Raw genomic sequence first — 25579 nt, 5'->3', positions numbered from 1 at the left:
CGATGAACCGTCATACGATCTGGCTCGCTGCAGCCCTTGCCCTCGCCGGATGCGGCGAGGGTGGCGACAAGGCAGCGAACACCGAGGATCAACCGTCGCCGACCGAACTGGCACATGCGAACGACACGCCCGAGCAGATGTTCGCCGGCATCATGCATGGGATGGAGGTCAGCTATTTCTCCGAATGGCCGCAAATGGCGAGCTATTACGGCGTGTCCGAGGATGTGGCGGGTGTCGGCTATGCCGGTGCGCTTAACGTCACCGGCCCGCGTGAGGAAGCTGCCCGCCGCGCTGCGTTTGAGGAACTTCTTGGCCGCATGCGCGCGGTCCCGACCGACAAACTGGAACCGCAGCAGAAACTCTATGTGGAAACGCTGACAAGCCAGCTCGACAAGGCGATCGCACCGGGCCGCATCGTGCCTTACGGCAGCATCATGGGCACCTATGGCAGCTGGTTCACCGTTTATCCGGTCACCCAGCTTGGCGGGCCGCAGCTTGATGTCACGAACCTCCTTGACCAGCAGCATGCCATCAAGACAGCCGAAGACGCCGACATGTGGCTACAACGGTTGGAGCGCTATGGTGCAGCTGTGGACGGTGCCATCGAGTCCCTTGCCGCCTCGCGCGAGCAGGGCGTGATTGCCCCCGACTTCATCCTGACGAAAGCGCTTGCCTCGCTTGCCGACAAAAGCGTGGAGCCGGCGGCCGATCATCCACTGATCGCAACCTTCAAATCGAAGCTCGAAGCCGCTGGCATCGAGCCGGGTGACCGGGTTGAAAAAGCCATCGGCCTCATCGACAGCGTCTATCTGCCGGCCAATGCGCGGTTGAAGGCGGTGCTCGAGCAGCAGCAGCCCGAAGCCGTGCATGACGCCGGCATCTGGCGCCTGCCGCAGGGCGTGGAGCTATACCAGTCGCTCATCCACCAGATGACCGATACGAACCTCACCGCCTCGCAGGTGCATGATATCGGCCTTGCCGAGGTCGCCCGTATCACGGCCGAGATGGATGAAATCCTGAAATCGCAGGGTCTGGGTGAAGGTCCGGTCGGCGTGCGCATGCAGGCCCTTCTGAAGGATCCGAAGTTTCTTTATCCGAACACCGAGGAAGGCAAGGCCGAAATTCTTGCCAAGCTCAACGGCTGGATGGACGAGATCATGCCGCTGATGCCCGAGTGGTTCGACACGATCCCGACCCAGAAGGTTGTGGTGCGTGCTGTGCCGAAGCAGAACGAGGGCAGCGCCACCGGTGGCTTCTATGATGCCCCGTCGCTGGATGGCAGCCGCCCCGGCACCTTCTGGATCAACCTCAAGAACACCGCGACCTGGCCGTCCTACACGCTGCGCACGCTTGTCTATCATGAAGCTGTGCCCGGCCACCATTTCCAGACAGCCCTTGGCCTTGGCAAGGATGTGCCTTTGCTGATGTCGGCCCTTTATTCGAACGCCTTTGGCGAAGGATGGGGCCTTTATTCCGAGCTGCTGGCCAAGGAAATGGGCCTTTACAAGGACGATCCGTTCGGTGATCTCGGCCGCCTGCAGGCCGAACTGCACCGGGCGGTGCGGCTTGTGGTCGATACCGGCATCCATGCCAAGAAATGGACCCGCGAACAGGCCATCGACTATATGGCCTCGACGGAAGGCTCGCATGTGGACGAGGCCACGGCCGAGGTCGAACGCTATGTCGTCTGGCCGGGGCAGGCGCTTGGTTACAAGCTTGGCATGCTCAAGATCGTTGAACTGCGCGAACGCGCCAGGGCTGCGATGGGGGACCGGTTCAGGATCGGCGCCTTCCACGATGTGATCCTCGAGGACAGCGGCTTGCCGCTTGATATCCTTGAGAAAAAGGTCGATCGCTGGATTGCAGGCGAACTTGCAGGTTGATGTGATCCGCGTACCGCTGGTACGCGTAGAGGGAATGATTATCTCGGGCAAAGCAGACAGATGATGAAACGTTCCCTCCTAGCCTTGTTTACCTTCGGTGCGGCTTCGGCCGCACCTTTTTTGTCGGCCGCGGCAGACGATGACGACGCCAGCTCATGGAGCCTTGGCGCGGCCTTCATCGCGAGCGACCGGGCGCAAACAGGGCGGGGCACGCAGTTCCTGCCGGTGCCCTATGTGGCTTATGAAAGCAAACATGTGAAATTCTCGCCGCGCGGCCTGACGGTCGGCTTCGAGCCCGCCTCGGGGCTTGAGCTCGCGCTTGTGGCCACCCCGCGGTTCGACGGGTTCGAGGCGGACGATTCGCCCGCCCTTGCCGGCATGGCAGACAGGAAAGCAACCCTTGAGGCCGGCGTGTCGGCTAGCTACACGGGCAGCCTTGGCACCGTCAGTCTCACCGGGCTTTGGGATACGCTTGGCCAGCATGGCGGGTCTGTCCTCCGGCTGGAGGTCAGCCGCAGCCACAGGATCGGCGAACGCTGGGTCGTGACACCTGTCGTGACGGTCGAGCGGCAATCGGCGAGCTTCACGGACTATTATTATGGCGTGCGGGCAGGCGAGGCGACTGCCCTTCGGCCGGCCTATGCGGGCGGCAGCGCGCTTGTTGTCAGCCCCGGTGTCAACGTCTTCTACCGGATCGGCGGCAACTGGGCGGCATTCGCGAGCACAGAACTTTCCGTGCTGCCGGGGGATATCAAGGATAGTCCCATCGTGTCCGACAGCACGTTATGGTCGGCGGTGGCGGGCGTCAGCTACCGGTTCTGAAACAGGACCTTGCCGTCCACCATCGTCAGGACCGCGTGGCCGTTCGGAATGTCGGCGAGCGGCGCTGTCATCAGATCCACGCTGAAAGCGGTGAAGTCCGCCTTCTTGCCGATACTGATGGTGCCGATTTCGTTTTCCTGGAAGCTCGCGACGGCGGGCCAGATGGTGAAGGCCTTCAGCGCCTCGTCCCGCGTCATCACCTGATCGGCCTGCCAGTCCGGTCCCTGATAGCCCGAAAGGTCGGTGCGGCCGATGGCGGCATAGAATTCGATGAGCGGATCGCCCTTTTCAACCGGCGCGTCGGAGCCTCCTGCGATGATCGACCCGGCCCGAAGCACGGTACGCCAGGCATAGGCTTCATGCACGCGGTCCGGCCCCAGGCGCGCTGGCGCGAAATGCATGTCGCTGATCACATGGCTTGGCTGCATCGACGGGATGATGCCCATCGCCTTCAGGCGGGGAGCGTCCTCGTCGGTGATCACCTGCACATGCTCGATCCGCCAGCGCAGGTCATCATCCAGCTTGCCTTTCAGCACATCCTTGTACCAGTCGAGGAGCACACGGTTGCCCTTGTCGCCGATGGCATGGGTTGCCACCTGCACGCCGTGCTTCAGCGCCTTGCGCATATAGCCTTTGGCTTCTTCCTCGCTGATCAGCATCAGGCCGCTGGTATGCGCGTCGGCATAGGGTTCCAGTAGGGCGGCCCCGCGGGAGCCGAGCGCACCGTCCACGTAAAGCTTGATGGCGCGGGTGATGATCTGGCCGTTCTCGCTGGTGACCGGGCCTTTCTCGAGAAGGGCGCCGGCGCGGGCGCCATCCGGCACCACATAGACGCGGATACCGACATCACCCGAAGCGGAAAGATCGGTCAGCAGTGCCACGTCGCTCCATGCCGCCGACATATAATGAAGCCCTGTCCAGCCGCGATGAGCGTAAAGCTCGGCGCCTGCTTTCAGATATTTCGCCTGCTCGGCGGCACCCGGCTCCGGGATCAGTTTCTGCACAAGGCCCATGGCATTGTCGATCAGCATGCCGGTCGGTTCGCCTGCCTCGTCCTTCAGAATGTCGCCGCCGAAGGGGGGCTCGGTGTCGGCCGTGATACCGGCAGCCTTGAGGGCGGCGCTGTTGGCGATCACGGCGTGGCCGTCGGCGCGCGACAGGATCACCGGCACATCGGCAATGGCGAGGTCGATATCGGCGGCGGTCGGGAAGCGTTTTTCGGGCCAGTGCGTTTCGATCCAGCCGAGGCCGACGACGATGGTGTCCTCGGGGTGCGCCTCGCGCCAAGACTGCAGCCGGGCCTGCAGGTCAGAGACCGAGGCCGTGCCGGTGAGGTCAAGCGTCAGCTCGCGCCGCCCGATGCCATCAAGATGCGCGTGGGAATCGGTGAAGCCGGGATAAAGGGCCGCACCCGCCAGATCGATCACCTGCGTGCTTGGGCCAACAAGCAGGGCGATATCGGCGCGGTTACCGACGCCCATGATGCGCCCGTCCTTGACGGCGACGGCTTCGGCCGTCGGATTGCCGTCATCCGCCGTATAAACCGGCCCGCCCCAGATAACGGTATCGGCAAGCGGTATTTCCACCTCGCTTTCGCCCGAGCAGGCAGCAAGCAGGAAAGAGAGCCCGAACGCGGCTTTCCAGAGATGACGCATGATATCCCCCAACAATTTTTTGGCCCGCCGCCATGCTGCGGCGCGGGGGAAGGACTGTCAAGCGTGGGGGTCGCGCTGGTCGCTTTCCGAACCGGCTTCCTTGCCGGCATCCGCAATCAGGGCATCAAGCCCGTCCGACCGGTGACGGCGGCGCAGGAAGCCGATGATGAGGCCCAGCACGCCCCCTGCCGCGATGATGATGGCGAACATCATGAAAAAACCGGTGATCAGGATGCGCAGGTCATAGGCCTGGTCGCAGGCCCCCTCGCAGAGGGCATCCTCGGGATTGCCGATCCACAGGCGGAAGGTGGCCAGTGCTGCGACCGAGATCAGCACCAGCATGAAGATGGCGCGGCCCGTAAGAAGGGGCTTGTTGCGCTTGGCCTGTCGGCGCTCGATGAAAATATGCTGGGTCATGGGCGGCACTATGCGCGGAGAGGGCGGTGCGATCAAGCGGCTTCGCTCGGGCCTGTCAGCCCGTGCTTCTTCATGGCATGGCGGAGCTGATCGTAGCTGAGGCCGAGCCGGTCGGCGGCGGCGCGCTGGTTATAACGGCAGGCCTTGAGGGCGGCTTCCAGCATATCGCATTCGGCTGCGGCAACCGCAGCGCGGTAATCTACCGAGGCTCCTTCGCCCAAGGCGGCGATTCCGTCCCGCAGGGCGCGCTCTCCGTTTGAAGCAGGGAGCCGTTCCGCCATATCAACCGAACGTTCGGTTTGTCTGGCGACTTTCTTCGTGCCAACCGCCGATGTGGTGCCGCGCGGGCGGAAGGGGCTGTTGAAGGGGTCGAAAACGATGGCGTCGATCGGGTCCTCGCCGTCCCACGCGGAATAGACGGCGCGCTCGATCACATTCTTCAGTTCGCGGATATTGCCGGGCCAGTCGTAGCTGACTAACTGGTCCATCGCCCGTTCGGTGAAGCCGGGGAAGCTGGGCCATTCGCATTCGTGCGCCATGCTGCGCCCGAAATGGTCGGCAAGCTCGGGGATGTCCTCGGGCCGTGCGCGCAAGGGGGGGATGGTCAGCACGTCGAACGCCAGCCGGTCCAGCAGGTCATGCCGGAACTTGCCATCGTCCGCGGCGGCGGGCAGGTCGATGTTGGTGGCGCCGATCACCCGCACGTCCACCTGCTGGGTTTCGGTGCCGCCGACCCGTTCGAACTCGCCGTATTCAATAACGCGCAGGAGCTTTTCCTGCGCATTCAGGCTCATGTTGCCGATCTCGTCGAGAAAGAGCGTGCCTTCGTGCGCGGCCTCGAACCGGCCGGCACGGCGCTTGGCGGCGCCGGTGAAGGCGCCGGGCTCGTAGCCGAAAAGCTCGCTTTCAAGAAGCGTTTCAGGGAGCGCCGCGCAATTGAGCTTCTGGTAGGCCTTGTCCCAGCGGTTGGACAGGAAGTGAAGCCGTGCCGCGATCAACTCCTTGCCGGTGCCGCGTTCACCGATCACCAGAAGGGGCCGGTCAAGCGGCGCCGCGCGGCTCACCTGGTCGATGAGATCGAGAAAGGCAGGGGCGCTGCCGATGAGGCTGTCGTCACGTGAAATCATGAATGCCAATATATGGTGAAAAATACCAATAGTCAGCAATTATTACATTTTAGAAGTGCGATTTTTTCGAGCGTAGAAATAGATACCGATATATTTCAATGTCTTATGAGATTTTCAAAAACTGGCACGGCAGCTGCAATACAGGAAGGCATCCCGCAAAGACGGGAAACAAAAACGACGATACGACAGCAAAACGAAGCTCTTGAAGGACACGACCATGAACAAGCTCATGACCCTGACCCCGGCACTGAAAGCGGCACACCGTCTTGACCGCGATCTCGCCACGCTGACCGCCGTGTTCGGCAGCACCCGTCGCTCGGCCCCGCGCCGTGAAACGGCAACGGCAGGCATGGGCCTTCTGGGTGCCCGTTTCTGATAGACAGAAGTTAAGCCCAACCCGGCACCGGGTCCGGCCAGCGAGGAATTGAAAGGAAAATAATATGGGTATCTTCTCCCGCCTGAACGACATCATCAACTCGAACATCAACGCCATTCTCGACAAGGCGGAAGATCCGGAAAAGATCATCCGCATGGTCATCCAGGAAATGGAAGACACGCTTGTGGAGGTCCGTTCGAACGCTGCCCGCATCATCGCGGACCAGAAAGATGTCGAACGCCGCATCGCCAAGCTGGCTTCGGCGCAGGCTGACTGGGAATCCAAGGCGGAGCTGGCCATTTCAAAGGGCCGTGACGACCTTGCCAAGGGCGCGCTCATGGAAAAGGCGCGTCTCGCTGAAACCGCCGGCCATCTGGAAGCCGAACTCCATCACCTTCGCGAAGCGCTGGTGCATGCCGAAGAGGATGTGATCAAGCTCGACGCCAAGCTGCGCGAAGCGCGTGCGAAGAAGGCAACGATCCAGACCCGCACCAAATCGGCAGTCAATCAGGTTCGCGTGCGCCGCAACCTCTATGATCCCCGCATCCGCGATGCCTTCGACCGCTTTGACAAGGTTGACGCCCGCATCGATCGGCTGGAAGGTGAAGCTCAGGCCATGGACCTCGGCCGTTCGAAGGAAGCGACGCTCGCTGACGAGATCAACGCCCTGGAATCGGAAGGTGTGATCGATGCCGAGCTGGCAGCGCTGAAGGCGAAAGTTTCGGGCAAGAAAGCCCCGGCGGCTCCTGCTGCCGAGGAAGCCCCGAAAGCCGCCCCGAAGAAACCTGCCGCCAAGTAAGGCGCGCCCTGGACTCTAAGCGAGGAGAAGACAGGTGGAAACTGTCCTGATTGTACTCTGCGTCGTGGTGGCGCCCCTGTGGATCATCTTCCACTATGTGACGCGCTGGAAAACCATGAAAGGCCTGACGGCCGAAGACGAAGCGAACCTCGGCGACCTGCGCCGGCTGGCCGACCGCCTGGAAGACCGGACCCGCACGCTGGAACGCATTCTGGACGCCGAGGTTCCCGACTGGAGGAGCCGCAACCATGACCTCTAGTCACCACGAACATCATCACTATCACTTCCACAGGAAGGATAAGAACAACATGAACTACCGCAAAAGCCCGACCCGGCTCTACAAGATCCCCCGCGAGGGCAAGCTGATGGGTGTATGTGCGGGGGTAGCCGACTATACCGGCGTGAACCTCACCGCTGTACGCATCCTCTGGGTGGTCGGCCTGTTCACCCCGATCAACTGGATCCTGCTCATCGGCTACTTCGTCCTTGGCATGACCCTCGACCCCAAGCCCGAGGATCTTTACGAGGACGTCCGCGAGGAGGAGTTCTGGCGGCAGGCCCGCAAGGCGCCGGACTATACCGCCGCCGACCTGCGCCGCCGGTTCCGCGAACTTGATCGCCGCACCGGCGACATGGAGGCCTACATGACGAGCAAGAGCTTCAAGCTCGACCGCGAACTCAGGGCCCTCGAGGACTGATGGACGAGCAGACACTATACGTTTCCATGACCCTGTGGGCGTCTCACCCGAGACGCCCAATTTTTTTTGTCCGGCCGAAAAAGGGTGGACAAGGCGGCTTGCTCGCACCATGTAGCAGGGGAATGTCCAGGCCCTGCGGAGTGACCATGACGAGCGAAACAACGACCCTCGACGATGTGCTTGATACGTTCGAGTTCCTTGATGACTGGGACGAGCGCTACAAGTTCATCATCGATCTTGGGCGCCGTCTGCCGCCACTCGCTGCAAGTGAGATGACAGACGATTTCAAGGTGCGCGGGTGCCAGAGCCAGGTCTGGCTGATCCCCGAACGCGATGCGGATGGCCGTATCCGCTTCCGCGGGGATAGCGACGCCCATATCGTGAAGGGCCTCGTGGCCCTGATGCTGCTCATCTATAACGACAAGACGCCCGAAGAAATCCTCGCCGTCGATGCGCGCGGGCTTCTGGAGCGGCTGGGGCTCGCGAGCCACCTGTCGCCGCAGCGGGCGAACGGGCTTTTCTCGATGGTCGAACGGATCAGGACGATTGCCGGGGCGGCTGCCTCAGCTTGACGGTTCGTCACCCTCGCGGAGCATGACACGGCTTGCAGCCTGAACGGTTTCCGCCACCACAGCCGCGGCTTCCGGCCCACAGCCCAGAAACTGGTTCATCGCCATTTCATCGCGCGCGGCGATCTGCAGCGCCTTGGTGCGCTCCCCCGCGTCCTCCATGCCGAGGCCACCGTCTTCCATCAGAAGCGTGCCGACGATGTTGGTGAAAAGCGCGATCTGCCGTTCATATTCCTGCTTTTCCACACCTTCCACGAACTTGCACTGGATGTTTAGCCAGTAGCCTTTGGCGACTCCGCTATATTGCAGCGCCATCTGGTAGGCCTGCGTTTCGGTCGCCAGCTCAAGCCCTGCAAGTGCCCGTTCCGTGGAGCGACGGTCGGTCAGCACCCGTTGCACCAGCTCTATATTCACCGCGTCTTCGGCCTCCTCCTGCGCGACGGCGACAGGGGCCATGAGGCAAAGGGCGGCGAGGGGCAGGGCAAGGCGGTGCAGCATCGGATTTCCTTCGGTGGGCTGTTGCATGCTCATGCTCGCACGGGCGCCTTGAGGCACGCAATCATGAAAAGGCCCGCCGAAGCGGGCCTTTCGTTGACGCAGATGCGCGGTTGCTTACAGCACCGTCACGCTCAGGAACACAAGGAACACGGCAATCGGCGCAACATAGCGCACGATGGTGTACCAGAAGCGGAACTGGGCATCGGTGAGCGCCAGCTCGTCCGCCATCGCCTTGCGGCTGACGAACCAGCCGACAAAGAGCGCGGTGAACATCCCGCCAAGCGGCATCATGATATTGTTCGTGAGATAGCCTTTGGCATCCATGATCGACTGGCCGAAGATCCTGACATTGCCGAGCATGTTGCCTTCCTGACCTAGGGCCGAAAGGACGCCGAGTGCGAAGGCGGCGGCAGCAATCGTCAGGGCCGATTTCTTACGGTCGACCTTCCAGCGGTGCTCCAGATAGCTCACCGCCGGCTCCAGAAGCGAGATGGAGCTGGTGATCGCGGCCATCGAGAGAAGCGCGAAGAAGAGCGTGCCGATGATTTGCCCGCCCGGCATCTGGCCGAAGGCGATGGGCAGGCTCATGAACACGAGGCCCGGTCCGCCTGACGCGCTGATCCCGAACTGGAAGACGATCGGGAAGATGGCGAGACCGGCGAGCAACGCCACGGTGCTGTCCGCAGCCGCAATCGTCAGGGCCGAGGGGCCGATTTTCACATCGCGGTTCAGATAGGCGCCGTAGGTCATGATCGAGCCCATCGCAAGCGAGAGCGAGAAGAAGCTCTGGCCGAGCGCATCGATCACCACAGCGGGCGTCAGCTTGCCGAAGTCAGGCGTGAAGAGGAAGGCGAGTGCATCCGCAAAGGCACCGGTGAAGGCAGCGTAGGCGACAAGCAGCACCAGAAGGCCGAACAGCGCCGGCATCATCACGCTGACCGCCTTTTCAAGCCCGCCCTGCACCCCGCGCGCCACGATATACATGGTAATACCCATGAAGATGGCATGGCTGACAAGCGGCTCGGTGGCGTGACCGATGAAATCGGTGAACAGGGATGTGGCGGCCGTGGCATCGAGCCCCTGGAAGCCCATCGCGGCCTTGACCATATAGGCAAGCGTCCAGCCCCCGACGACCGAATAGAAGCTGAGGATGATGAAGGCACCAAGCACGCCGGACCAGCCGATCAGCCCCCAAAGCGGGCTGCGCTTTTCCTCAGCCGCGATTTTCTTCATCGATCCAATGGGCGACATCCGCCCGCGACGGCCGAGCGACAGCTCGGTCATCAGCAAGGGAACGCCGATCAGGAACGAGAAACCGAGATAGACAAGCACGAAGGCCGCGCCGCCCGATTGGCCGGCCTTGAACGGAAACAGCCAGATATTGCCGAGGCCGACGGCACTGCCGACCGCGGCCATGATAAAAGTCCAACGCGAAGACCAGTTCGCCTGGTCGCTACCAGCAGCCATGAATTATTGCTCCCCCTGGGTATTCTTTTCTTTCAGCGCACGTGGGCCCACTTGCCCCGCCGCATGGCGCGCCATCTTAAGGAGGCGGGGCCAGCATCGCCAGCCCTATTAGACAAGATTTTCTGTCAGTTCGCCGTGTCGATCACGCGGCAATAGTCCCCGCTCGCGCGGATGGCGACACACAGGCGGTCGGCGTCGGCCCAATCGCTGGTGCGTACACCCACCCGCCATGTGTCGCGGCCCTTGGCCGTGACCTGCATCGTGTCGAACATGCCGGCAAGGGCCGGGTAGCGCCGGGCCTGGCCCTTCACTGATTCCGCGGCCTCTGCTGCCTCAAAGAAGGAGACGAGATGCGCGAACCAGCGGCCGTTCGGATCGTGGCTTGCCGGTGGGGTCACCTCGATAGAAGGAGAAGATGCCGGCTGGTTGTCGGGTTTTGAGGCGTCGGGTTTGGGGCTTGAGGTTTTCGTGGGCGCTGGCGTCGAAGCTTTTGCTGGGGCCGATGCTACCCGAACAGGCTTTGTCTCCGGCAGGCCCCTGTGCAACCTGAAGGGTGCGCCAACGGCTGCATCCATGCTTCGCAGGGCAAAGGCGATGACTGTCAGGCGTCCGGCAGCAGCCTCGTTCACGGGTAGAATTGATTTACCCGAACAGGAAAGGGCGACGGGCGTGCGATCATCACTTGATGCCAGCGCCATATACAGTGGCCGGATGCGTCCGCCATGTCCCAGGAGTTCGGCGATATAGGCGGCGTAGAAACGGCTTGCTATATCGTTGTTGCCGCTGGCCGAGAGGGCCGCCGCCGCTGCCTCATAATCGCCTTCGCAGAAGGGTTTGGCGATGGCCTTCGGGATGGCCTTCGGGGCAGCACCCGCGGCTCCGCCAATGCCCAAACCGGCAGAAACAAGCAGTGCAACGACAGATATGGTAAAGCGCCCGCGCATTGTTACGGTGTCCCTTCACTGTCAAGGATCATGCGGTGGTTCCGATCCTGCAAGGGGCGGGCATTCATCTGGGTCAGTGTTTTAACGGCGCGGATCTGGGCCGCCGACATTTCAATCGGCTCCTTCATGACGTACCAATGCACGCCTTCAGTACAGGGCGGCGTGGTAAGCGAGCCCATATATCGGTAGAAGCCGTGGTTTGAAGGCATCAAATCCCTTGGGTTCACAAGGACTGTTGGCACCTTGTTGCGCTGGCCTGCTTCGATCGGCAGGCTTGCCCAGAATTCGCTCGCGGCCCTGTGTTCCCGGCCTTCCTTCACGAGCACGCTGAAGATCGCGGTCTCGTCCCAGGCGTTTTTGTGCATGAACTCCAGCTCCATCTGTGCGTGGACGCCGAGAACGGCATGTTCACTGGGTGCGTGCATGTTGATTTCGGTCAGGACCCATATCTTGTCGCCGATCTTGACACTGCTGCCAGGCTCTACCGCAAATTTTATCGTAAGACCGGTGTTATGAAGGTCGACAGGCGTAACCTTGTAATCGAACTCCAGCCGGTTCATGACGATGGGGTCAGTGGCACTGATGTCGATGGGGGACTGCGCTGTGCCTGTGGCGCAGGTCGCATAATCACGGCTGAGCTTACCCCAGCGGTCTGGTCCCTTGCTTCCCGAATAACCCCATCTGTCCTCGACCTGCGCATGGGCAGCGGCGGAAAGAATCATCGCGGCCACAAGGGCGGCGGGTCGGGTCGGGTACATGGGCTAGCTCCTTGCCTGAGACTTTCTTTAGCCTAACCCATGGTGCGGCCTTTGGAAATCAGAGATTGACCCGGCGTCGACCGATGCCTTGAACCGGGCGAGGCGTGATGGCATTTCCGACGAAGGAATATCGGCAAAGCCCAACAGCAGGCCTTGCCGTGGTGCGACATCGCGGTAGGTGACCGACAGGGCGGCGGCACCGATCCCGGCATCAAGGGCGAGGCGGGCCAGAATACGGTCGTCGGGCAGGTCGCCGGTCACCGGTTCGGCAATCAGGTGAAGGCCGGCGCCTCCGCCCGAAAGGTGAAAGCGGTCGCCAAGGGTGACGCGAAAGGCGGCGGCAAAGGTTTCGGCGCGGTCCCGGTGGGCCATGCGCAGCCGGCGCATATGGCGGGCGAAATGCCCCTCGCCGATGAAATCGACAAGCGGCAACTGGCTCGCGAGTGGCGGGAAACTGTCGAGCGCATGGCGCAGCTTCAGGAAGGGGTCGACAAGCCGGTCAGGCAACACCAGCCACGCGATTCTGGCGGCCGGAAACAGGGCTTTTGACGAGCCGCCGGTGTAAAGCACGTGCCCCGAAGGGTCGAGGCCCTGCAGCGAAGGCTGCGCCTTGCCTTCGTAGCGGAACTCGCTGTCGTAATCGTCTTCAAGGATGTGAAAGCCCTGCTCGCTTGCCGCCTGCACCCATGCGATGCGGCGGGCGAGCGGCATGGTGAGGCCAAGCGGATACTGGCGCGATGGGCTGAGCACGGTGAGCGTGGGAGCAGCGGGCGCGGGCGGTACGGCGCCGTCCCGGTCGACGGCGATGGAAATCGCGGGGCGGCCAAGTGCGGCGATCGTCTCCACAAGGCCCGGATAGCCGGGATCCTCGATCCCGACACCAGCATCCCTGTCAGGCATCAGGAGATGGGCAAGCAGCGACAGTGCCTGCTGCACGCCCGACAGGATCACCACTTGCCCTGCTTCCGCCCGCACGTCGCGGGTGACGCGCAGATAATGGGCCACAGCCTCGCGGAGCGGCGGCAGGCCGGCCACATCGCGGCACGAGAGGAGCGCCGGCCCCGCCCGCCGCCACGCCCTTGCCGTCAGCCGGGCAAACAGGTCGCGCGGAAACAGGTCCAGCGCAGGTTGCCCGCTTGAGACGGGCAGGGCGGCGAGAGCGGCGGTCTTTGATGTGCGCACCGGGATGGGATCATGGTTGAGCGGCGCATCCGGCAGGTCAGCGGCGACATAATGTCCGCTGCCACCGCGCGCGGTCAGATAGCCTTCCGAGGCCAGCGCCTCATAGGCGAGGCTCACCGTATTGCGACCGAGCGACAGGCTTTTCGCCAGCAACCGAGTCGCAGGCAAGCGTTCGCCGGGTCGCAGGCGACCTGAGAGAATCGCCTCGCGAATCGCCCGGTGCAGCCGCGCCTGCAGCGTGCCGGGCTGGTCGACCCGCAAGGAAAGGAGAAGGCTGTCGGTCAGGCTTGTCATCGCACGTGCATCAAAAATTGGCTCCATCATATTAAAGGATGTGGTTCTTTAAAGGGAGCCAATAATGGGGCATTGGTGGTTGCGGATAAGCATTCCGATAACGAGACCCGAGACCATGACAGCAGAATTCAAGAAATCCGACCGGTCCCGCGTGCGGCGGGGACTGAAACGTGCCCGTTACGATACCGAAACGGTTTATGCGATCCTCGACAGCCATATCCTGTGCCACGTGGGTTTCAGCGTGGATGGCCAGCCGCATGTGATCCCCACAAGCCACTGGCGCGAGGGCAACCGGCTTTACTGGCACGGCTCATCGGCGAGCGGCATGGTGCGGCACCTGTCGGCGGGCAATCCGGCCTGTGTGACCGTTTCACAGCTCGATGGGCTGGTGCTTGCCCGGTCGGGCTTTTCGACGAGTGTCAATTACCGGTCCGTCATGTGCTACGGCGTGCCCGAACTGGTGACGGACGAGGCCGAGTTTGACCGGCAGATGGAGCTTTTCTTCGAGCGCCTCGCCCCCGGCCGCTGGCCGCAGCTGCGCCCGATGACAGCGCAGGAGCGCAAGGCCACCGGCATGCTGGTGATGGAGATCGAGGATGCTGCCGCCAAGGTCCGCGCTGCCCCGCCGGGTGACGGCGAGGAGGCCGACTGGCCGGTCTGGGCCGGTGTCGTGCCGCTGGTGCAGAAGCTGCAGGCGCCCGAAGTAGCACCCGAGGGCGAAGCTGCCCCCCTTAATCACCCGGTGTTGCCGACCTTCGGCTGGTGATCAGGCGGCGGCGGGAAGTACCACCCGCCGCGCGGGGGCAAGTGCGGCCGCCATCCCGGCAAACAGCAGGGCAAGCGCCAGCCATTCGGCGGGGCCGGCCACGGCGTCCTGCAAGAAGCTCGCAAGGATCAGCGTGATGGCAGGCGTCGCTGTATTCAGCACCGAGGCGCGGCTCGCGCCAATGAGCGACACCGACATGCTGAAGAACAGGAAGGCGATGACGGTAGAGAAAAGCCCCTGCCAGCCGGCCTGCAGCAGCACGGCTTCAGGGTCTGCAGCCATGATCTCGTGCCCGATCGAGGGCCAGAGCGGCAGCACCATGAGGCCCGAAATGAAGGCAAGCCGCGCGGTGGCCACCAGGGGCGGCACGCCCCAGCGTTTCATCAGCACGCTATAGATGGCCCAGCCGATCCCGGCGACCGCATAAAGGATCTCGCCGCCAAGCGCTGCATTGTCGCCCATCATGGGCGCGGCGAGCACGACAAGCCCGCCGATCATCAGCATGAGCCCGAGAAGCCGGGCACGGGTCAGTCGGTCGGCAAGCACGATATGGCCGCCAACCATGCCGCCGATCATCACGAAGGCGGGGATCACAAGCCCGCCGTGGCTGGCGGGGGCGAGCGTGAGGCCCGATATGGCCACCCATGTGTTCGGGGCACCCGCAAAGGCCGCGAAGGCAAAGCCCATCGTCCATGCTCGCAGGCTGTTGTCACCCCGGAAAGCAAACGGCGCAAAGCAGAGGCCGGCGACCAGATAGCGCAGGAACGTAACGGCCAGCGGCGAGAGGTTGGAGCCCACACCGGCCGCGGTCACGAGTGGCCACGCACCCCAGATGGCAACGGCAATCAGGCCAAGGGTGAGGCCCTTGACGAGGTCAGCGCGCGGGATCACGGTCATCGGTGGGACTCCTCGAAAAAGAGACCGGTGTAACGGGCATGGTGCAAGCCTATAGCGTGCTCCGATTGCGCGGGGAAGCGGGATTGTTTGCCTAGACCTTCTGGGCTTCGACGACGAGGGGCATCGGCGCCGCCTTGCGCACCTTAAGGGCCACCGCCATGCCGCTGACCACAAGCACAAGGCCGATCCATTCTGCCGGGCGCGGCCAGTCGCCGAGGATCACGATGGCGAGGAGAATGGCGAGCGCCGGTGTCAGCGAATTGAGGATCGCGGCACGCCCGGCCCCGAGGACAGCGACGGCTTTGCCGAAAAGCACCCCGGCGACGATTGACGACATCACACCCTGCCACACCGCCTGCAGCAGTATGTCCCCCACCGGCGCCGCACTCAGGGGCCCGATGGCATCGGGGAGGAACGGCAGAAGGACGATGAGCGACAGGACGGAGATCCGCGCCGTGGCGGTCAGCGGATCGAGCTTCCAGTATTTGAGGAGCACCGTATAACTCGCCCACAGCATCCCGCCGACGATGAACAGCGCATCGCCCTGCAGCGCCAGCCCGTCATCCATGCGCGCCGAGGCGATGGCGCAGATGCCGGCGATGATGATCGCCGCCCCGATGGCCCGGTTGGCGGTCAGCCGGTCACCTAGGAAGAAATGACTGCCCAGAAGGCTGAAGACGAGAACCCCCGAGGGGATGATAAGGCCGCCGTGGGCGGCGGGCGCGAGGCTCACGCCGTTCGATACGATGAAGGTGTAACCCGCGCCGGCGACAAAGGTGAGGACGAGCGATCGGGCCCAGTCCGTGCGTGTCATCCGGCCCCGGAAGGCGAAGGGCAGCAGCAAGAGACCCGCCACGAGGAAGCGGAGGATCGTGACCAGATCAGCCGGCACGCTGCCGGTGACGCCGATTGAGGTGACGATCGGCCACGCGCCCCAGATGGTGGCGGCGGTCAGGCCATAGGTCATCGCCCGGGCGGTATCGGGGGCCCCTTTCTCAACCATGAAAACTCTCCTCGCGTGTCGTGATGGGATTTTGTCATTGCGTGCATGATATGCCAATCTCACGCGATGAATCTTCGCGCATTTTGTGAATTCATGATAAAATCAGTCGTGATTTACGAATATCACGAGGAAAAAATCCGCAAATGATCGAAATCGATGCGTTTGACATCAAGATCCTTGCGCGCCTTCAGGCCAACAGCCGCCAGACCGCGGAAACGATCAGCGCCGAGGTCGGCTTGTCGCCGGCGGCATGCCAGCGGCGGATCAAGCGGCTGCGCGAGGAAGGGGTGATCGCCAAGGAAATCGCGATCCTCAACCCCAAGGCGGTCGGCGGGCGTACCACCCTGATCGTGCAGGTGAATTTTGCCTATGGCTGCACCCAGTCGATCGATTCTTTTCGCGAGCAGATGCTGCAGGTGCCGGAAGTCCAGCAGGGCTATTATGTCACCGGCGAGTATGATTTCGTGCTGATCATGACCGTGAAGGACATGCTGGATTACGACCGCATCACGCGCGAGCTTTTCTTCACCAATCCTTCGGTCGGGCGGTTCCAGACGATTGTCGCGATCGATACGTTCAAGTCGGGCTTCACTATCCCGCTCGGGACGCCCGCCTAGAAATCAGGCCTGGAAATCGATCTTAGAAATCAAGCTTGCGGCGCAGGGTCTCATAGGCCGTCTGCACGGCATGGAAGCGTTCGGCGGCTTCGGGGTCACCCGGGTTGGCATCGGGGTGCCACACCTTGGCGAGCTTGCGGTATTGCTTCTTGATCATTTCCGGCCCGGCGTCGCTATCGACCTCAAGCGTATCGAAGGCGCGGGCCTCGGCAGAGGTGAAGCCGTCCTCGTCCACCGCCCCGCCCCATTCAAAGGGGTTGGCCTGGCTGAAGGCTTCGGAGGAGGCATCTTCATGCATATAGCGCCGGGCTTCCTCGTCGCTCATGCCCTGAAAGAAATTCCAGTTCCGGTTATATTCGGCGGCATGCTCGCGGCAGAAATACCAGCGTTCCGGCGAGGACGGCGATTTGGGCGCGGGGTGCGAGCCCTTTTCGGAACAGCCCGCATAATCGCACATGCGGACGGGTTCGGCCTCCTTGTCGCGGCCGTACTCGCCCCAGCGGGGAAATCCGAAGCTTTTGATATAGTCGTTCGCCATGATGCCAGTATAACCGGGTGATAAGGCCTTGTCGTTACCGGGCCAGCGCGCCCAAGGCAAGTCACATATATACGATGGACGAGGGGAAATACCATGCACAGCTTCGATCAAATCTGGGCGATAGCGGCCAAACGCAAGGGCGGGGACGCAGCACTCGAAGCAAAAATGCCCGAGATAAAAACAGCCGACGAACTGGCCGCCACACCCGATGACCGCATCCTTGCCGCCATGACCCGCGCGGTTTTCTCGGCCGGTTTCAGCTGGCAGGTGATCGAGCATAAATGGCCGGGGTTTGAGGAAGCATTCGAGGGCTTCAATCCCGTGCGCTGCATGTTTCTGGATGATGATGACCTCGGCCGGCTGGTGTCGGACACCCGAATCGTCAGGAACGGGGTGAAGATCAGAAGCGTGCGGGAAAATGCTGCTTTCCTGTGCGCGCTCGCGGATGAGCACGGCAGCGCCGCCCGCGCGATTGCCGATTGGCCGAGCAGCGATTTCATGGGGCTTCTGGATATGATCAAGAAGCGCGCCTCGCGGCTTGGCGGCACCAGCGGCCAGTATTTCCTGCGCTTCATCGGCAAGGATGGCTTTGTGCTGGGCCGTGATGTGGTGGCGGCCCTTGTGCGCGAAGGCGTGGTGGACAAGGAGCCTACCTCGAAGGCGGCCAAGAAGGCGGTTCAGGACGCGTTCAACACATGGGCGGTGGAATCCGGCCGTCCGCTTGCCCATATTTCCCGTGTGCTCGCCATGAGCATCGACGCCTGAAAATCATAACAGAAGGAGAAAAATCCCCATGTTTGCCCGCGTCAGCGAATTCCTCGGCCTCAAGGCCGGCAAAGCGAGCCCCAAGGACGAGCTCGCCCTCGCCACCGCCGCCCTTCTGGTGCAGGTATCGAAAGCCGACGGCGACTTCAGCGCCGGCGAGCGTGCCGCGCTTTTGAAGGCACTCACCGAACGCTATGGCCTCGATGCCTGGTCGGCTGGTGAAATCCTCACCCGCGCCGAAGCGCGCGAGGCCGAAGCAACCAGCCTTTACGAATTCACCCGCACGCTCGCCCGCGAGCTGGACCAGGACGAGCGGCAGGAAATCGTGCGGCTTCTGTGGCAGGTGGCGCTTGCCGACGACAGCCTCGATAATTTCGAAGCCAACGCACTCGCCAAAATCGCCGGGCTATTGGGTGTGACGCCGGAGGACCGGGTGCGGATCAAGCATGAAGTGATGGGGCGGTGACGGGTATATTATTTCGGCGATGGGCTTAGAACGAAGCAACGATTCTCACTTTTCTTGCCCGGTAGCGATGCTTGGCCGAGAATTTCACCGCGTTCGTTGATGTCTGTGGCGCCAGTCGGAATATAGCGCTGACCATCCGGCACCAGGTCGTTGACGCTGACGACGGAGCCATCTGCGCGCCAGTACAAACCAATCCGTACCTCGCTGGTATTTTTCTGCCCGTTGGCGACCCCCTTTGTTGTCACGATCGAAGTGCCGACGATTTCCCCGCTATTGTTTATACCTGACGGGTGGGTCCCTCTGAAGCGCTGGGGGCCGTCATAAGAAAAACTGGATTTTCCTTTATCCCCGACAATGCGTGGATCGGTCACCTTCTGAGGCAAGGGGAGCAGCTGTAAATCGTCAGCCCCGGGTTCGAATTTTAGGCCGTAGCCGCCGCTTGCATCGTCGTCTCTCAAGGTTTTCCCAATAGCGACAAGGGCACCATTGTCGTTGATTGCAGTCGGATGGATTGACGACTGTCTGCGCTTTCCGATGGGCCTGGAGCCGTTTTTTTTATCCCAAAGGAACAACTGTGTTCCGAGTTCTGAACGGCTTTCCAAGACGACGGTGCCAAGATTGTTCATTGCTCCGGGAAGAACCCAGGGGTCTTGTTCGATACCCGGAATGGGGGTCATTTGGCTGCGTATATCCCAGAGGAAGGCAGAAAGGCTGTTATCACTCGCCCGAATTGCTCCTGCAATTTGACCATTGTCGTTGAACTCAAGCCCAACTGCGTTTGCTATTGATCGGGGAAGCAGATGTAACCTGCCACGTGAGTCCCATTCGACGCCGTGATGCCGATTGTTGGCGTCATACGTACTGCCCAGAATCTGACCTTTTGTATTGATGCGAGTGGCGAGCGGCGGCCTGAGCTTTACGGGCGTTGCGTCGCGGGTCTCCCAGTCCAGTGGGGAGCGCAATAGAACCGGGAAGCCCGGTCGACGCCAAATGAACGGCACCAAGCGACCGGCTTTTGTCCCGTCATCCAAGGTTACGTTGCCGACGACAACGCCGCTGTCATTGATGCTGCGCGGCGAGCACGAGATATACCAGAAGTCTGATCCATCTGGCATTACGTCCATGATATATTGAGGGTTCCCGCTTTTGTCCGAGCAAGAGAAAATGAGGAATACTGTCAACAGGAGCGCAAATCGCTTCATTGGCACTTCAAAAGCTTATTGAAGACTTCGGGCCATGGTTTCCTGTTAGGGTTGCACAGTCAATATCGCAGTCGATGGAATATATTGAAAACGGGGCCACTTGGGCCCCGTTTCGCATTCTTTGATTGCTAGCCTGTAAGCCTTACGCCGCACTCGGCGCGGCGGCTTTTACCTGATCGTCGACATGGTCGACGAAGGTTTCGAAGTTTTCGATGAACAGGCCAACCAGATGCCTGGCCTTCGCGTCATAGGCGGCCTTGTCGGCCCAGGTGTCACGCGGGTTCAGGATCGTGGCTTCCACGCCCGGTACTTCGGTCGGTACTTCGAAGCCGAAGAAGGGGTCGACCCGCATCGGGGCGCTGTTGAGGCTGCCATCAAGCGCCGCGTGCAGGAGGGCACGGGTCACCTTGATCGGCATCCGGTGGCCGGTGCCATACACGCCGCCGGTCCAGCCGGTATTCACCAGCCAGCAATTCACGCCGCCCTCGGCGATCTTCTTGCGCAGCAGATTGCCGTAAACGCTCGGGTGGCGGGGCATGAAGGGGGCGCCGAAGCAGGTGGAGAAGGTCGCCTGCGGCTCCTTCACGCCGATCTCGGTGCCGGCAACCTTCGCGGTGTAACCCGAAAGGAAGTGATACATCGCCTGTTCGGGCGTCAGCCGCGCGATCGGGGGCAGCACGCCGAAGGCATCGGCGGTCAGCATGATGATATTCTTCGGGCGGCCACCCTTGTTTTCTTCCGAGGTGTTCGGGATGAAATGGATGGGGTAGGCGCCGCGGGTATTCTCGGCGAGCGTATTGTCATCCAGATCAAGCGTGCGGGTCGCATCGTCCATCACCACGTTTTCAAGCACAGTGCCGAAACGCTTGGTGGTGGCATAGATCTCGGGCTCGGCCTCGGGGTCCAGACGGATCATCTTGGCGTAGCAGCCGCCTTCGAAGTTGAAGACGCTGTCGTCCGACCAGCCATGCTCGTCATCGCCGATGAGCGTGCGGCTGCTGTCGGCGGAAAGCGTCGTCTTGCCGGTGCCCGAAAGGCCGAAGAAGATGGCAACGTCGCCCTCGGGGCCGATGTTGGCCGAGCAGTGCATGGGCATGACGCCGGCTTCCGGCATCAGGTAATTGAGGATCGAGAAGACGGACTTCTTGTTCTCGCCCGCATATTCGGTGCCGCCGATCAGGATGATCTTCTTGGTGAAGTTCACCGCGATCACGGTTTCGCTGCGGCAGCCGTGGGTGGCGGGGTCAGCCTTGAAGGTCGGCAGGTTGATGATCGTGAACTCGGGGCGGAAGGCCTTGCGCTCTTCGTCTGTCGGCACGATCAGCATGGTGCGGCAGAAAAGGCTGTGCCAGGCAAGCTCGCCAATGGTGCGGACCGAAACCTGATGGTTCTTGTCGGAGCCGCCGAACAGGTCCTGGATGAACAGTTCCTTGCCCTTCATATGCTGCAGGAATGCTGCATGCAGGGCGTCGAAGGCCTCGGGGGTCATCGGGCGATTGGTATCACCCCACCAGACGGTGTTTTCGGTGCCGGCATCGCGGACGGTGAATTTATCCTTGGCCGAGCGGCCGGTATGCTTGCCGGTCTTCACCACGAGGGCGCCGCCATCGGCAATCTTGCCTTCGCCGCGGCGAATGGCTTCCTCGTAAAGTTCTGGCGTGTTCAGGTTCCAGTATTGGGTTTGAACGCCGGTGATGCCATGGGCATCAAGGCCGACGCTGCTGAGGCAGGCGCCTTTGACTTGCACGGTCGATTTCTCCAACTGACTTTGGGGCCACAAGTTATATTGTTTCCATCCCGTTTAGCCGCCTATTTCCTAGGTTGGTACGGAATTGGTATTATCCGGTCTTCGCCGGTTGGGGCCAAACTGTATGAAATGCCCCGATTGGTCAACCGGATTCTTCTGCAGGCAGGCGCACCAAGCCTTTGCAGCATGCCCGTGCCACCGACGTGCCACGATTTCGTCGTAAATCGGGCTTAACGCCGTGATGGATTCTGGTTTAGGCTGAACCGCTTCGCGGAATTGAGGCCAACACCGACGATTGCCTGCAAGCAGCATAACAATGGGGGAAGCCATGACAGCTACCATCGCGCTCGTTGACGACGACCGCAACATTCTCACCTCCGTCACCATCGCGCTGGAGGCCGAAGGCTTCCGTGTGCGCACCTACCCGGACGGCCAGAAGGCGTGGGAGGCGCTTGCCACCAAGCCGGCCGACCTCGCCGTCCTTGATGTGAAGATGCCGCGTATGGACGGGATGGAGCTTCTGAAGAAGCTGCGCGAAGTGACCGACATGCCGGTGATCTTCCTGACCTCGAAGGACGAGGAGATCGATCAGGTACTGGGCCTGCGCATGGGCGCCGACGACTATATCGGCAAGCCTTTCTCGCAGCGGCTGCTGATCGAACGTATCCGCTCGCTCTTGCGCCGGTCGGAAATGCGGGCGACGCCGGTGGCGGCGACACCTGCCGAAAACCCGAGCGACGAGGTGATGGTGCGCGGCCGCCTCACGCTCGATCCCTTGCGCCACCGCGTGCTCTGGAATGGCCATGACGTGACGCTGACCGTCACCGAATTCATGATCCTGCAGACGCTGGCCCAGCATCCGGGCCATGTGAAAAGCCGCGATCAGCTGATGGACGCCGCCTATTCGGACGACGTTTATGTGGACGACCGCACGATCGACAGCCATATCAAACGCCTGCGGCGCAAGTTCCGGCAGGCCGATGAGGAGTTCGACGGGATCGAAACCCTGTATGGTGTCGGCTATCGCTTCAAGGAAAGTTGAGAGGCAGCGTGGCGCGAACGAGGGGTGAAAGTGATGGCGGGCTGAAAGCGACCCGGCCGGGCAATCAGGTTGCCAGGCCGCGGCACTATACGCGCGGCATCTCGCCCCTCATGGTGCGCATTCTGGCGGTCAACGCGCTCGCCATCTTCACGCTTGTCGGCGGCATCCTTTACCTGAACCAGTTCCGCACGTCGCTGATCCATGACCGGCGCCTGGCGCTTGAAGTGCAGGCGCAGATCATTGCGGCCGCCCTTGGCGAATCGGCGAGTGCAGGGCCGGAGGCGACCGAGATCGACCTGCCGCCGGCGCGGCAGATCCTGTCCCGCCTTGTCAGCCCCACCGATGTCCGGGCGCGGCTTTTTGGCGTTTCGGGCTCGATGATCGCCGACAGCCGCCTGATCGCGGGGGAAAAGCGCGTCTATGCCGAGCCCCTGCCGCGGCTGGATAGCGAAGTCCCTCTCTCGCAGCGGGCCGAAGCCTTGCTCAGGAAAGGGCTTGAATATGTCGCGCCCCGGCCGCTCGCCCCTCCCTATATCGACAAACCGGGGCTCAGGGCTGCCGATCTCATCGAGGTGATGTCCGCCCTTGAGGGCGAACCGATGAGCCAGGTGCGCCAGCGCGACGATGGCGGCTATGCGATCAATGTTGCGATGCCGGTGCAGCGCTTCCGCCGCGTGCTCGGGGCTCTTCTCCTGACCGCGCAAACGGACGATATCGAACGGATCGTGCAATCGGAACAGATGCTGATCGTGCAGATTTCATCCGCTGCCTTCATCCTGACGATCCTGTTGTCGCTGTTTCTGGGACAGGCGCTGGTGCGACCCATCCGGGTGCTGGCGCGGGCGGCGGAGCGGGTGCGCGGTGCCATCGGGCGCGAGGAAAATATCCCCGAATTTGCCGACCGCAAGGACGAGATAGGCGACCTTTCCCGGTCGCTTTCCGACATGACCCGCGCGCTTTATAACCAGATCGATGCCGTGGAAAGCTTTGCGGCGGACGTGGCGCACGAACTGAAAAATCCGCTGTCCTCCATGCGGTCGGCGCTCGAGACCATGAAGCGCACCGACAGGCCGGACCTGCACGAACGCCTCCTTGGCATCCTTGCCGAGGACGTGCAGCGGCTGGACCGGCTGATCAGCGATATTTCGGATGCTTCAAGGCTCGACGCCGAACTGACGCGCGGCGCCATGGAGCCCGTCGATATCGGCACCATGCTTGCCACCATGATCGATGGCTATCGCACCACCGGTGTGGCGCGCGGCGTGAAGATCGCTTTTGATGACCCGGAACCCGGTGCCTATGTGGTCAATGGAATCGGCGGGCGGCTGGGGCAAGTGTGGCGTAACATCATCGATAATGCGATTTCCTTCAGCCCCGAGGGTGGCACCGTGACCGTGACGCTGGCGCGCGGCGACCGGCGGGTGACAACCTATATCATGGACGAAGGCCCGGGCCTGCCCGAAGGTGCCGAAGAGAAAATCTTCAGCCGTTTCTATTCCGAACGCCCCGAAGGGGAAGATTTCGGCCGACATTCGGGCCTTGGTCTGGCGATATCCAAACAGGTGATCGAAGCCCACAGGGGGCAGATCACGGCCACCAATCGTACCGACCGCTCTGGCGCGCTCTTCATCATCGACCTGCCCGCCAGCAAAAACGCCGGCACCAAGTCATGACGGACGCCGAGGGCAAGCTTTATCACGCCACGCTGATCGCCCGGAACGGGTGCGGCGTGCTGCTGCGCGGGGCTTCCGCCAGCGGCAAATCGGACCTCGGCCTGCGCCTGATCGACCGCGGCGGCATGCTGGTGGCGGACGATCAGGTATGGCTCACCGTGGAAGAAGGCCGCCTCATGGGCAAGGCGCCCGACCGTTTGCGCGGGCTCATTGAAGTGCGCGGCCTTGGCATCATCAGCCTGCCGGTGACAGCCGTGGCGCCGGTGTCGCTTGTCGTCGATCTCGATCACAGCGCGCGCGTGCCGCGCTTGCCAGCGGCTGAAAAGGTCACCATTCTGGGCATCGAACTGCCGCGTCTCCGGCTCAATGCCTTCGAGGCGTCGGCACCCATCAAGGTTGAACTGGCGCTCGATGCCCCGGCCCGCATCGGCCAGGAAGGGCATCCGGAGGGGACTTTATGACCAAAGCGGGCGGCCGCCGTCTCGTGATCGTGACCGGGCTTTCGGGTGCGGGCAAATCCATCGCACTCAATGCGTTCGAGGATCTCGGCTACGAGATTGTTGACAACCTGCCGCTGACGATGATCGAGCAGCTGATGGAGGAACAGGCCGCGGCGGGTGTCAGCGAACCGCTTGCTGTCGGTATCGATGCACGCACCTTCCATTTCTCGCCTGACGCATTTGCCGCCCTCGCCGCACGCCTGCGGGCGAAGCCGGATGTGGATCTGCATGTCCTGTTCCTCGATGCCAGCGACGAAACGCTCGTGCGCCGCTTTTCGGAAACCCGCCGCCGCCATCCGCTCGATGCCGACGGGCGCCTGCCCGAAGCGATCGAGCGTGAGCGGACCCTGATGGCGCCGGTCCTCGAGGTGGTCGACAGCCGCCTCGATACCACGGCGCGCAAGGGGGCGGACACAAAGAAGCTGATCCATGACCGCTTCGCGGGCGGTTCTGCGGTTCAGATGGTCGTCAGCATCACGAGCTTCGGATTCGCGAACGGCGTACCGCGCGATGCCGACCTGGTCTTCGACGTGCGCTTCCTGCGCAATCCGCATTATGTGCCCGACCTGAAGCCGCAAACCGGCCGTGATCCGGCGGTGGCGGCCTATGTGCGGGCGGACGAAGGCTATGATGCTTTTGTCGCCAAGGTATCGGACCTTTTGGGTTTTCTGCTGCCGCGCTACCGTGACGAGGGCAAGTCCTACCTCACCGTTGCCTTCGGTTGCACCGGCGGCCGGCACCGCTCGGTAATGCTTGCCGAAACCTTCGCGGCACGTTTGGAGCTTGACGGGATCGTCGTTCAAGTTCATCACCGGGACACACCGTTCGCATGACAGTCATGTGACGGGACAAGGGGCGGGCTGCTGTCACGCAC

28 protein-coding genes are annotated in these 25579 nt (G+C 62.2%); 15 read left to right on the top strand and 13 right to left on the bottom strand.

Annotated elements, in window-relative coordinates:
• Positions 1 to 2 precede the first annotated feature (2 nt).
• Positions 3 to 1883 carry a DUF885 domain-containing protein gene (locus OU694_RS09095; protein WP_308910685.1) on the top strand — a complete coding sequence of 627 codons (1881 nt, stop codon included), beginning with the start codon at positions 3 to 5 and terminating at the stop codon, positions 1881 to 1883.
• A 60-nt stretch (positions 1884 to 1943) separates the two neighbouring features.
• The gene (locus OU694_RS09090; RefSeq protein WP_308910684.1) at positions 1944 to 2705 is read left to right on the top strand and encodes a MipA/OmpV family protein; all 762 of its coding nucleotides are present in this window, start codon (positions 1944 to 1946) and stop codon (positions 2703 to 2705) included.
• On the opposite strand, the gene OU694_RS09085 is transcribed toward OU694_RS09090, so the two are convergent.
• The 3 genes from OU694_RS09085 to pspF are packed head-to-tail and all read right to left on the bottom strand — an operon-like array spanning position 2693 to position 5904.
• Positions 2693 to 4360, bottom strand: coding sequence for an amidohydrolase (locus tag OU694_RS09085; protein WP_308910683.1), 1668 nt, complete (start codon positions 4358 to 4360; stop codon positions 2693 to 2695). The two genes, OU694_RS09090 and OU694_RS09085, sit on opposite strands and share 13 nt — an antisense overlap.
• 57 nt (positions 4361 to 4417) lie before the next feature.
• Positions 4418 to 4777 carry a hypothetical protein gene (locus OU694_RS09080; protein ID WP_308910682.1) on the bottom strand — a complete coding sequence of 120 codons (360 nt, stop codon included), beginning with the start codon at positions 4775 to 4777 and terminating at the stop codon, positions 4418 to 4420.
• Between the two features lie 32 nt (positions 4778 to 4809).
• Entirely contained in the window at positions 4810 to 5904 is a 1095-nt protein-coding gene (pspF, locus tag OU694_RS09075) for a phage shock protein operon transcriptional activator (protein WP_308910681.1), read from the bottom strand.
• Positions 5905 to 6121: 217 nt separating this feature from the next.
• Between pspF and OU694_RS09070 the strand changes: the two genes are divergently transcribed.
• From OU694_RS09070 to OU694_RS09050, 5 genes are all read left to right on the top strand, one after another.
• The gene (locus tag OU694_RS09070) at positions 6122 to 6280 is read left to right on the top strand and encodes a hypothetical protein (RefSeq protein WP_308910680.1); all 159 of its coding nucleotides are present in this window, start codon (positions 6122 to 6124) and stop codon (positions 6278 to 6280) included.
• Positions 6281 to 6344: 64 nt separating this feature from the next.
• Positions 6345 to 7079, top strand: a complete 735-nt coding sequence (gene pspA / locus OU694_RS09065; RefSeq protein WP_308910679.1) for a phage shock protein PspA — start codon at positions 6345 to 6347, stop codon at positions 7077 to 7079.
• A 34-nt stretch (positions 7080 to 7113) separates the two neighbouring features.
• Entirely contained in the window at positions 7114 to 7338 is a 225-nt protein-coding gene (gene pspB, locus OU694_RS09060) for an envelope stress response membrane protein PspB (RefSeq protein WP_308910678.1), read from the top strand.
• The gene (pspC, locus tag OU694_RS09055) at positions 7328 to 7777 is read left to right on the top strand and encodes an envelope stress response membrane protein PspC (protein WP_308910677.1); all 450 of its coding nucleotides are present in this window, start codon (positions 7328 to 7330) and stop codon (positions 7775 to 7777) included. Before pspB ends, pspC begins: the two co-directional genes overlap by 11 nt.
• 146 nt (positions 7778 to 7923) lie before the next feature.
• The gene (locus tag OU694_RS09050; protein ID WP_308910676.1) at positions 7924 to 8349 is read left to right on the top strand and encodes a SufE family protein; all 426 of its coding nucleotides are present in this window, start codon (positions 7924 to 7926) and stop codon (positions 8347 to 8349) included.
• Here OU694_RS09050 and OU694_RS09045 read toward each other — a convergent pair.
• From OU694_RS09045 to pdxR, 5 genes are all read right to left on the bottom strand, one after another.
• Positions 8341 to 8844: a hypothetical protein gene (locus OU694_RS09045; RefSeq protein WP_308910675.1), complete on the bottom strand. Its 504-nt coding sequence runs from the start codon at positions 8842 to 8844 to the stop codon at positions 8341 to 8343. The genes OU694_RS09050 and OU694_RS09045 overlap by 9 nt on opposite strands.
• Before the next feature lie 114 nt (positions 8845 to 8958).
• Positions 8959 to 10311, bottom strand: coding sequence for a sodium-dependent transporter (locus OU694_RS09040; RefSeq protein ID WP_308910674.1), 1353 nt, complete (start codon positions 10309 to 10311; stop codon positions 8959 to 8961).
• A 125-nt stretch (positions 10312 to 10436) separates the two neighbouring features.
• Positions 10437 to 11255, bottom strand: coding sequence for an SPOR domain-containing protein (locus OU694_RS09035; RefSeq protein ID WP_308910673.1), 819 nt, complete (start codon positions 11253 to 11255; stop codon positions 10437 to 10439).
• Between the two features lie 2 nt (positions 11256 to 11257).
• The gene (locus OU694_RS09030) at positions 11258 to 12013 is read right to left on the bottom strand and encodes a carbonic anhydrase (protein ID WP_308910672.1); all 756 of its coding nucleotides are present in this window, start codon (positions 12011 to 12013) and stop codon (positions 11258 to 11260) included.
• A 27-nt stretch (positions 12014 to 12040) separates the two neighbouring features.
• Positions 12041 to 13489, bottom strand: a complete 1449-nt coding sequence (gene pdxR, locus OU694_RS09025; RefSeq protein WP_308910671.1) for a MocR-like pyridoxine biosynthesis transcription factor PdxR — start codon at positions 13487 to 13489, stop codon at positions 12041 to 12043.
• Between the two features lie 115 nt (positions 13490 to 13604).
• Here pdxR and OU694_RS09020 point away from each other — a divergent pair, with 115 nt between their 5' ends.
• Positions 13605 to 14255 carry a pyridoxamine 5'-phosphate oxidase family protein gene (locus OU694_RS09020; protein ID WP_308910670.1) on the top strand — a complete coding sequence of 217 codons (651 nt, stop codon included), beginning with the start codon at positions 13605 to 13607 and terminating at the stop codon, positions 14253 to 14255.
• Here OU694_RS09020 and OU694_RS09015 read toward each other — a convergent pair whose 3' ends face one another.
• Both OU694_RS09015 and OU694_RS09010 read right to left on the bottom strand, forming a co-directional pair.
• Positions 14256 to 15152, bottom strand: coding sequence for a DMT family transporter (locus OU694_RS09015; protein WP_308910669.1), 897 nt, complete (start codon positions 15150 to 15152; stop codon positions 14256 to 14258). It lies immediately after the preceding gene.
• Between the two features lie 91 nt (positions 15153 to 15243).
• A complete protein-coding gene (locus tag OU694_RS09010) occupies positions 15244 to 16155 on the bottom strand; it encodes a DMT family transporter (protein ID WP_308910668.1) in 912 nt (303 codons plus the stop codon).
• Between the two features lie 143 nt (positions 16156 to 16298).
• Here OU694_RS09010 and OU694_RS09005 point away from each other — a divergent pair, with 143 nt between their 5' ends.
• On the top strand, positions 16299 to 16772 hold the full coding sequence (locus OU694_RS09005; RefSeq protein ID WP_308910667.1) for an Lrp/AsnC family transcriptional regulator: 474 nt from the start codon (positions 16299 to 16301) through the stop codon (positions 16770 to 16772).
• A gap of 22 nt (positions 16773 to 16794) precedes the next feature.
• Here the strand turns inward: OU694_RS09005 and OU694_RS09000 are convergent, their stop codons facing one another.
• Positions 16795 to 17310: a J domain-containing protein gene (locus OU694_RS09000; protein WP_308910666.1), complete on the bottom strand. Its 516-nt coding sequence runs from the start codon at positions 17308 to 17310 to the stop codon at positions 16795 to 16797.
• Between the two features lie 93 nt (positions 17311 to 17403).
• Here OU694_RS09000 and OU694_RS08995 point away from each other — a divergent pair, with 93 nt between their 5' ends.
• Positions 17404 to 18075 carry a DNA-3-methyladenine glycosylase I gene (locus OU694_RS08995; RefSeq protein ID WP_308910665.1) on the top strand — a complete coding sequence of 224 codons (672 nt, stop codon included), beginning with the start codon at positions 17404 to 17406 and terminating at the stop codon, positions 18073 to 18075.
• 28 nt (positions 18076 to 18103) lie between these two features.
• On the top strand, positions 18104 to 18541 hold the full coding sequence (locus OU694_RS08990; RefSeq protein ID WP_308910664.1) for a tellurite resistance TerB family protein: 438 nt from the start codon (positions 18104 to 18106) through the stop codon (positions 18539 to 18541).
• An 8-nt stretch (positions 18542 to 18549) separates the two neighbouring features.
• On the opposite strand, the gene OU694_RS08985 is transcribed toward OU694_RS08990, so the two are convergent.
• Positions 18550 to 19743, bottom strand: coding sequence for a hypothetical protein (locus OU694_RS08985; protein ID WP_308910663.1), 1194 nt, complete (start codon positions 19741 to 19743; stop codon positions 18550 to 18552).
• A 142-nt stretch (positions 19744 to 19885) separates the two neighbouring features.
• A complete protein-coding gene (locus tag OU694_RS08980) occupies positions 19886 to 21490 on the bottom strand; it encodes a phosphoenolpyruvate carboxykinase (RefSeq protein ID WP_308910662.1) in 1605 nt (534 codons plus the stop codon).
• Positions 21491 to 21818: 328 nt separating this feature from the next.
• On the opposite strand from OU694_RS08980, the gene OU694_RS08975 reads away from it, so the two are divergent.
• From OU694_RS08975 to rapZ, 4 genes are read left to right on the top strand one after another with little or no spacing between them, the layout of a single operon-like run.
• A complete protein-coding gene (locus tag OU694_RS08975; protein ID WP_308910661.1) occupies positions 21819 to 22532 on the top strand; it encodes a response regulator in 714 nt (237 codons plus the stop codon).
• Between the two features lie 8 nt (positions 22533 to 22540).
• The gene (locus OU694_RS08970) at positions 22541 to 24205 is read left to right on the top strand and encodes a sensor histidine kinase (RefSeq protein WP_308910660.1); all 1665 of its coding nucleotides are present in this window, start codon (positions 22541 to 22543) and stop codon (positions 24203 to 24205) included.
• Positions 24202 to 24666, top strand: a complete 465-nt coding sequence (locus OU694_RS08965; RefSeq protein WP_308910659.1) for an HPr kinase/phosphorylase — start codon at positions 24202 to 24204, stop codon at positions 24664 to 24666. Before OU694_RS08970 ends, OU694_RS08965 begins: the two co-directional genes overlap by 4 nt.
• A complete protein-coding gene (gene rapZ, locus OU694_RS08960) occupies positions 24663 to 25538 on the top strand; it encodes an RNase adapter RapZ (RefSeq protein WP_308910658.1) in 876 nt (291 codons plus the stop codon). Before OU694_RS08965 ends, rapZ begins: the two co-directional genes overlap by 4 nt.
• The last annotated feature ends 41 nt before the right edge of the window (positions 25539 to 25579 follow it).

Origin of the sequence: Pseudokordiimonas caeni (assembly GCF_026719705.1) — a bacterium.
In the GTDB taxonomy this organism is placed as follows: domain Bacteria; phylum Pseudomonadota; class Alphaproteobacteria; order Sphingomonadales; family Kordiimonadaceae; genus Gimibacter; species Gimibacter caeni.
Note: the sequence above shows the minus strand (reverse complement) of the source record. Positions and strands in the feature narration are given on the sequence as shown.

Excerpts from the sequence above, each read along its gene's own strand:
- OU694_RS09095 (WP_308910685.1), top strand. The coding sequence starts at position 3 with ATGAACCGTCATACGATCTGGCTCGCTGCAGCCCTTGCCCTCGCCGGA.
- OU694_RS09090 (WP_308910684.1), top strand. The coding sequence starts at position 1,944 with ATGATGAAACGTTCCCTCCTAGCCTTGTTTACCTTCGGTGCGGCTTCG.
- OU694_RS09085 (WP_308910683.1), bottom strand. The coding sequence starts at position 4,360 with ATGCGTCATCTCTGGAAAGCCGCGTTCGGGCTCTCTTTCCTGCTTGCT.
- OU694_RS09080 (WP_308910682.1), bottom strand. The coding sequence starts at position 4,777 with ATGACCCAGCATATTTTCATCGAGCGCCGACAGGCCAAGCGCAACAAG.
- pspF (WP_308910681.1), bottom strand. The coding sequence starts at position 5,904 with ATGATTTCACGTGACGACAGCCTCATCGGCAGCGCCCCTGCCTTTCTC.
- OU694_RS09070 (WP_308910680.1), top strand. The coding sequence starts at position 6,122 with ATGAACAAGCTCATGACCCTGACCCCGGCACTGAAAGCGGCACACCGT.
- pspA (WP_308910679.1), top strand. The coding sequence starts at position 6,345 with ATGGGTATCTTCTCCCGCCTGAACGACATCATCAACTCGAACATCAAC.
- pspC (WP_308910677.1), top strand. The coding sequence starts at position 7,328 with ATGACCTCTAGTCACCACGAACATCATCACTATCACTTCCACAGGAAG.
- OU694_RS09050 (WP_308910676.1), top strand. The coding sequence starts at position 7,924 with ATGACGAGCGAAACAACGACCCTCGACGATGTGCTTGATACGTTCGAG.
- OU694_RS09045 (WP_308910675.1), bottom strand. The coding sequence starts at position 8,844 with ATGCTGCACCGCCTTGCCCTGCCCCTCGCCGCCCTTTGCCTCATGGCC.
- OU694_RS09040 (WP_308910674.1), bottom strand. The coding sequence starts at position 10,311 with ATGGCTGCTGGTAGCGACCAGGCGAACTGGTCTTCGCGTTGGACTTTT.
- OU694_RS09035 (WP_308910673.1), bottom strand. The coding sequence starts at position 11,255 with ATGCGCGGGCGCTTTACCATATCTGTCGTTGCACTGCTTGTTTCTGCC.
- OU694_RS09030 (WP_308910672.1), bottom strand. The coding sequence starts at position 12,013 with ATGTACCCGACCCGACCCGCCGCCCTTGTGGCCGCGATGATTCTTTCC.
- pdxR (WP_308910671.1), bottom strand. The coding sequence starts at position 13,489 with ATGACAAGCCTGACCGACAGCCTTCTCCTTTCCTTGCGGGTCGACCAG.
- OU694_RS09020 (WP_308910670.1), top strand. The coding sequence starts at position 13,605 with ATGACAGCAGAATTCAAGAAATCCGACCGGTCCCGCGTGCGGCGGGGA.
- OU694_RS09015 (WP_308910669.1), bottom strand. The coding sequence starts at position 15,152 with ATGACCGTGATCCCGCGCGCTGACCTCGTCAAGGGCCTCACCCTTGGC.
- OU694_RS09010 (WP_308910668.1), bottom strand. The coding sequence starts at position 16,155 with ATGGTTGAGAAAGGGGCCCCCGATACCGCCCGGGCGATGACCTATGGC.
- OU694_RS09005 (WP_308910667.1), top strand. The coding sequence starts at position 16,299 with ATGATCGAAATCGATGCGTTTGACATCAAGATCCTTGCGCGCCTTCAG.
- OU694_RS09000 (WP_308910666.1), bottom strand. The coding sequence starts at position 17,310 with ATGGCGAACGACTATATCAAAAGCTTCGGATTTCCCCGCTGGGGCGAG.
- OU694_RS08995 (WP_308910665.1), top strand. The coding sequence starts at position 17,404 with ATGCACAGCTTCGATCAAATCTGGGCGATAGCGGCCAAACGCAAGGGC.
- OU694_RS08990 (WP_308910664.1), top strand. The coding sequence starts at position 18,104 with ATGTTTGCCCGCGTCAGCGAATTCCTCGGCCTCAAGGCCGGCAAAGCG.
- OU694_RS08985 (WP_308910663.1), bottom strand. The coding sequence starts at position 19,743 with ATGAAGCGATTTGCGCTCCTGTTGACAGTATTCCTCATTTTCTCTTGC.
- OU694_RS08975 (WP_308910661.1), top strand. The coding sequence starts at position 21,819 with ATGACAGCTACCATCGCGCTCGTTGACGACGACCGCAACATTCTCACC.
- OU694_RS08965 (WP_308910659.1), top strand. The coding sequence starts at position 24,202 with ATGACGGACGCCGAGGGCAAGCTTTATCACGCCACGCTGATCGCCCGG.
- rapZ (WP_308910658.1), top strand. The coding sequence starts at position 24,663 with ATGACCAAAGCGGGCGGCCGCCGTCTCGTGATCGTGACCGGGCTTTCG.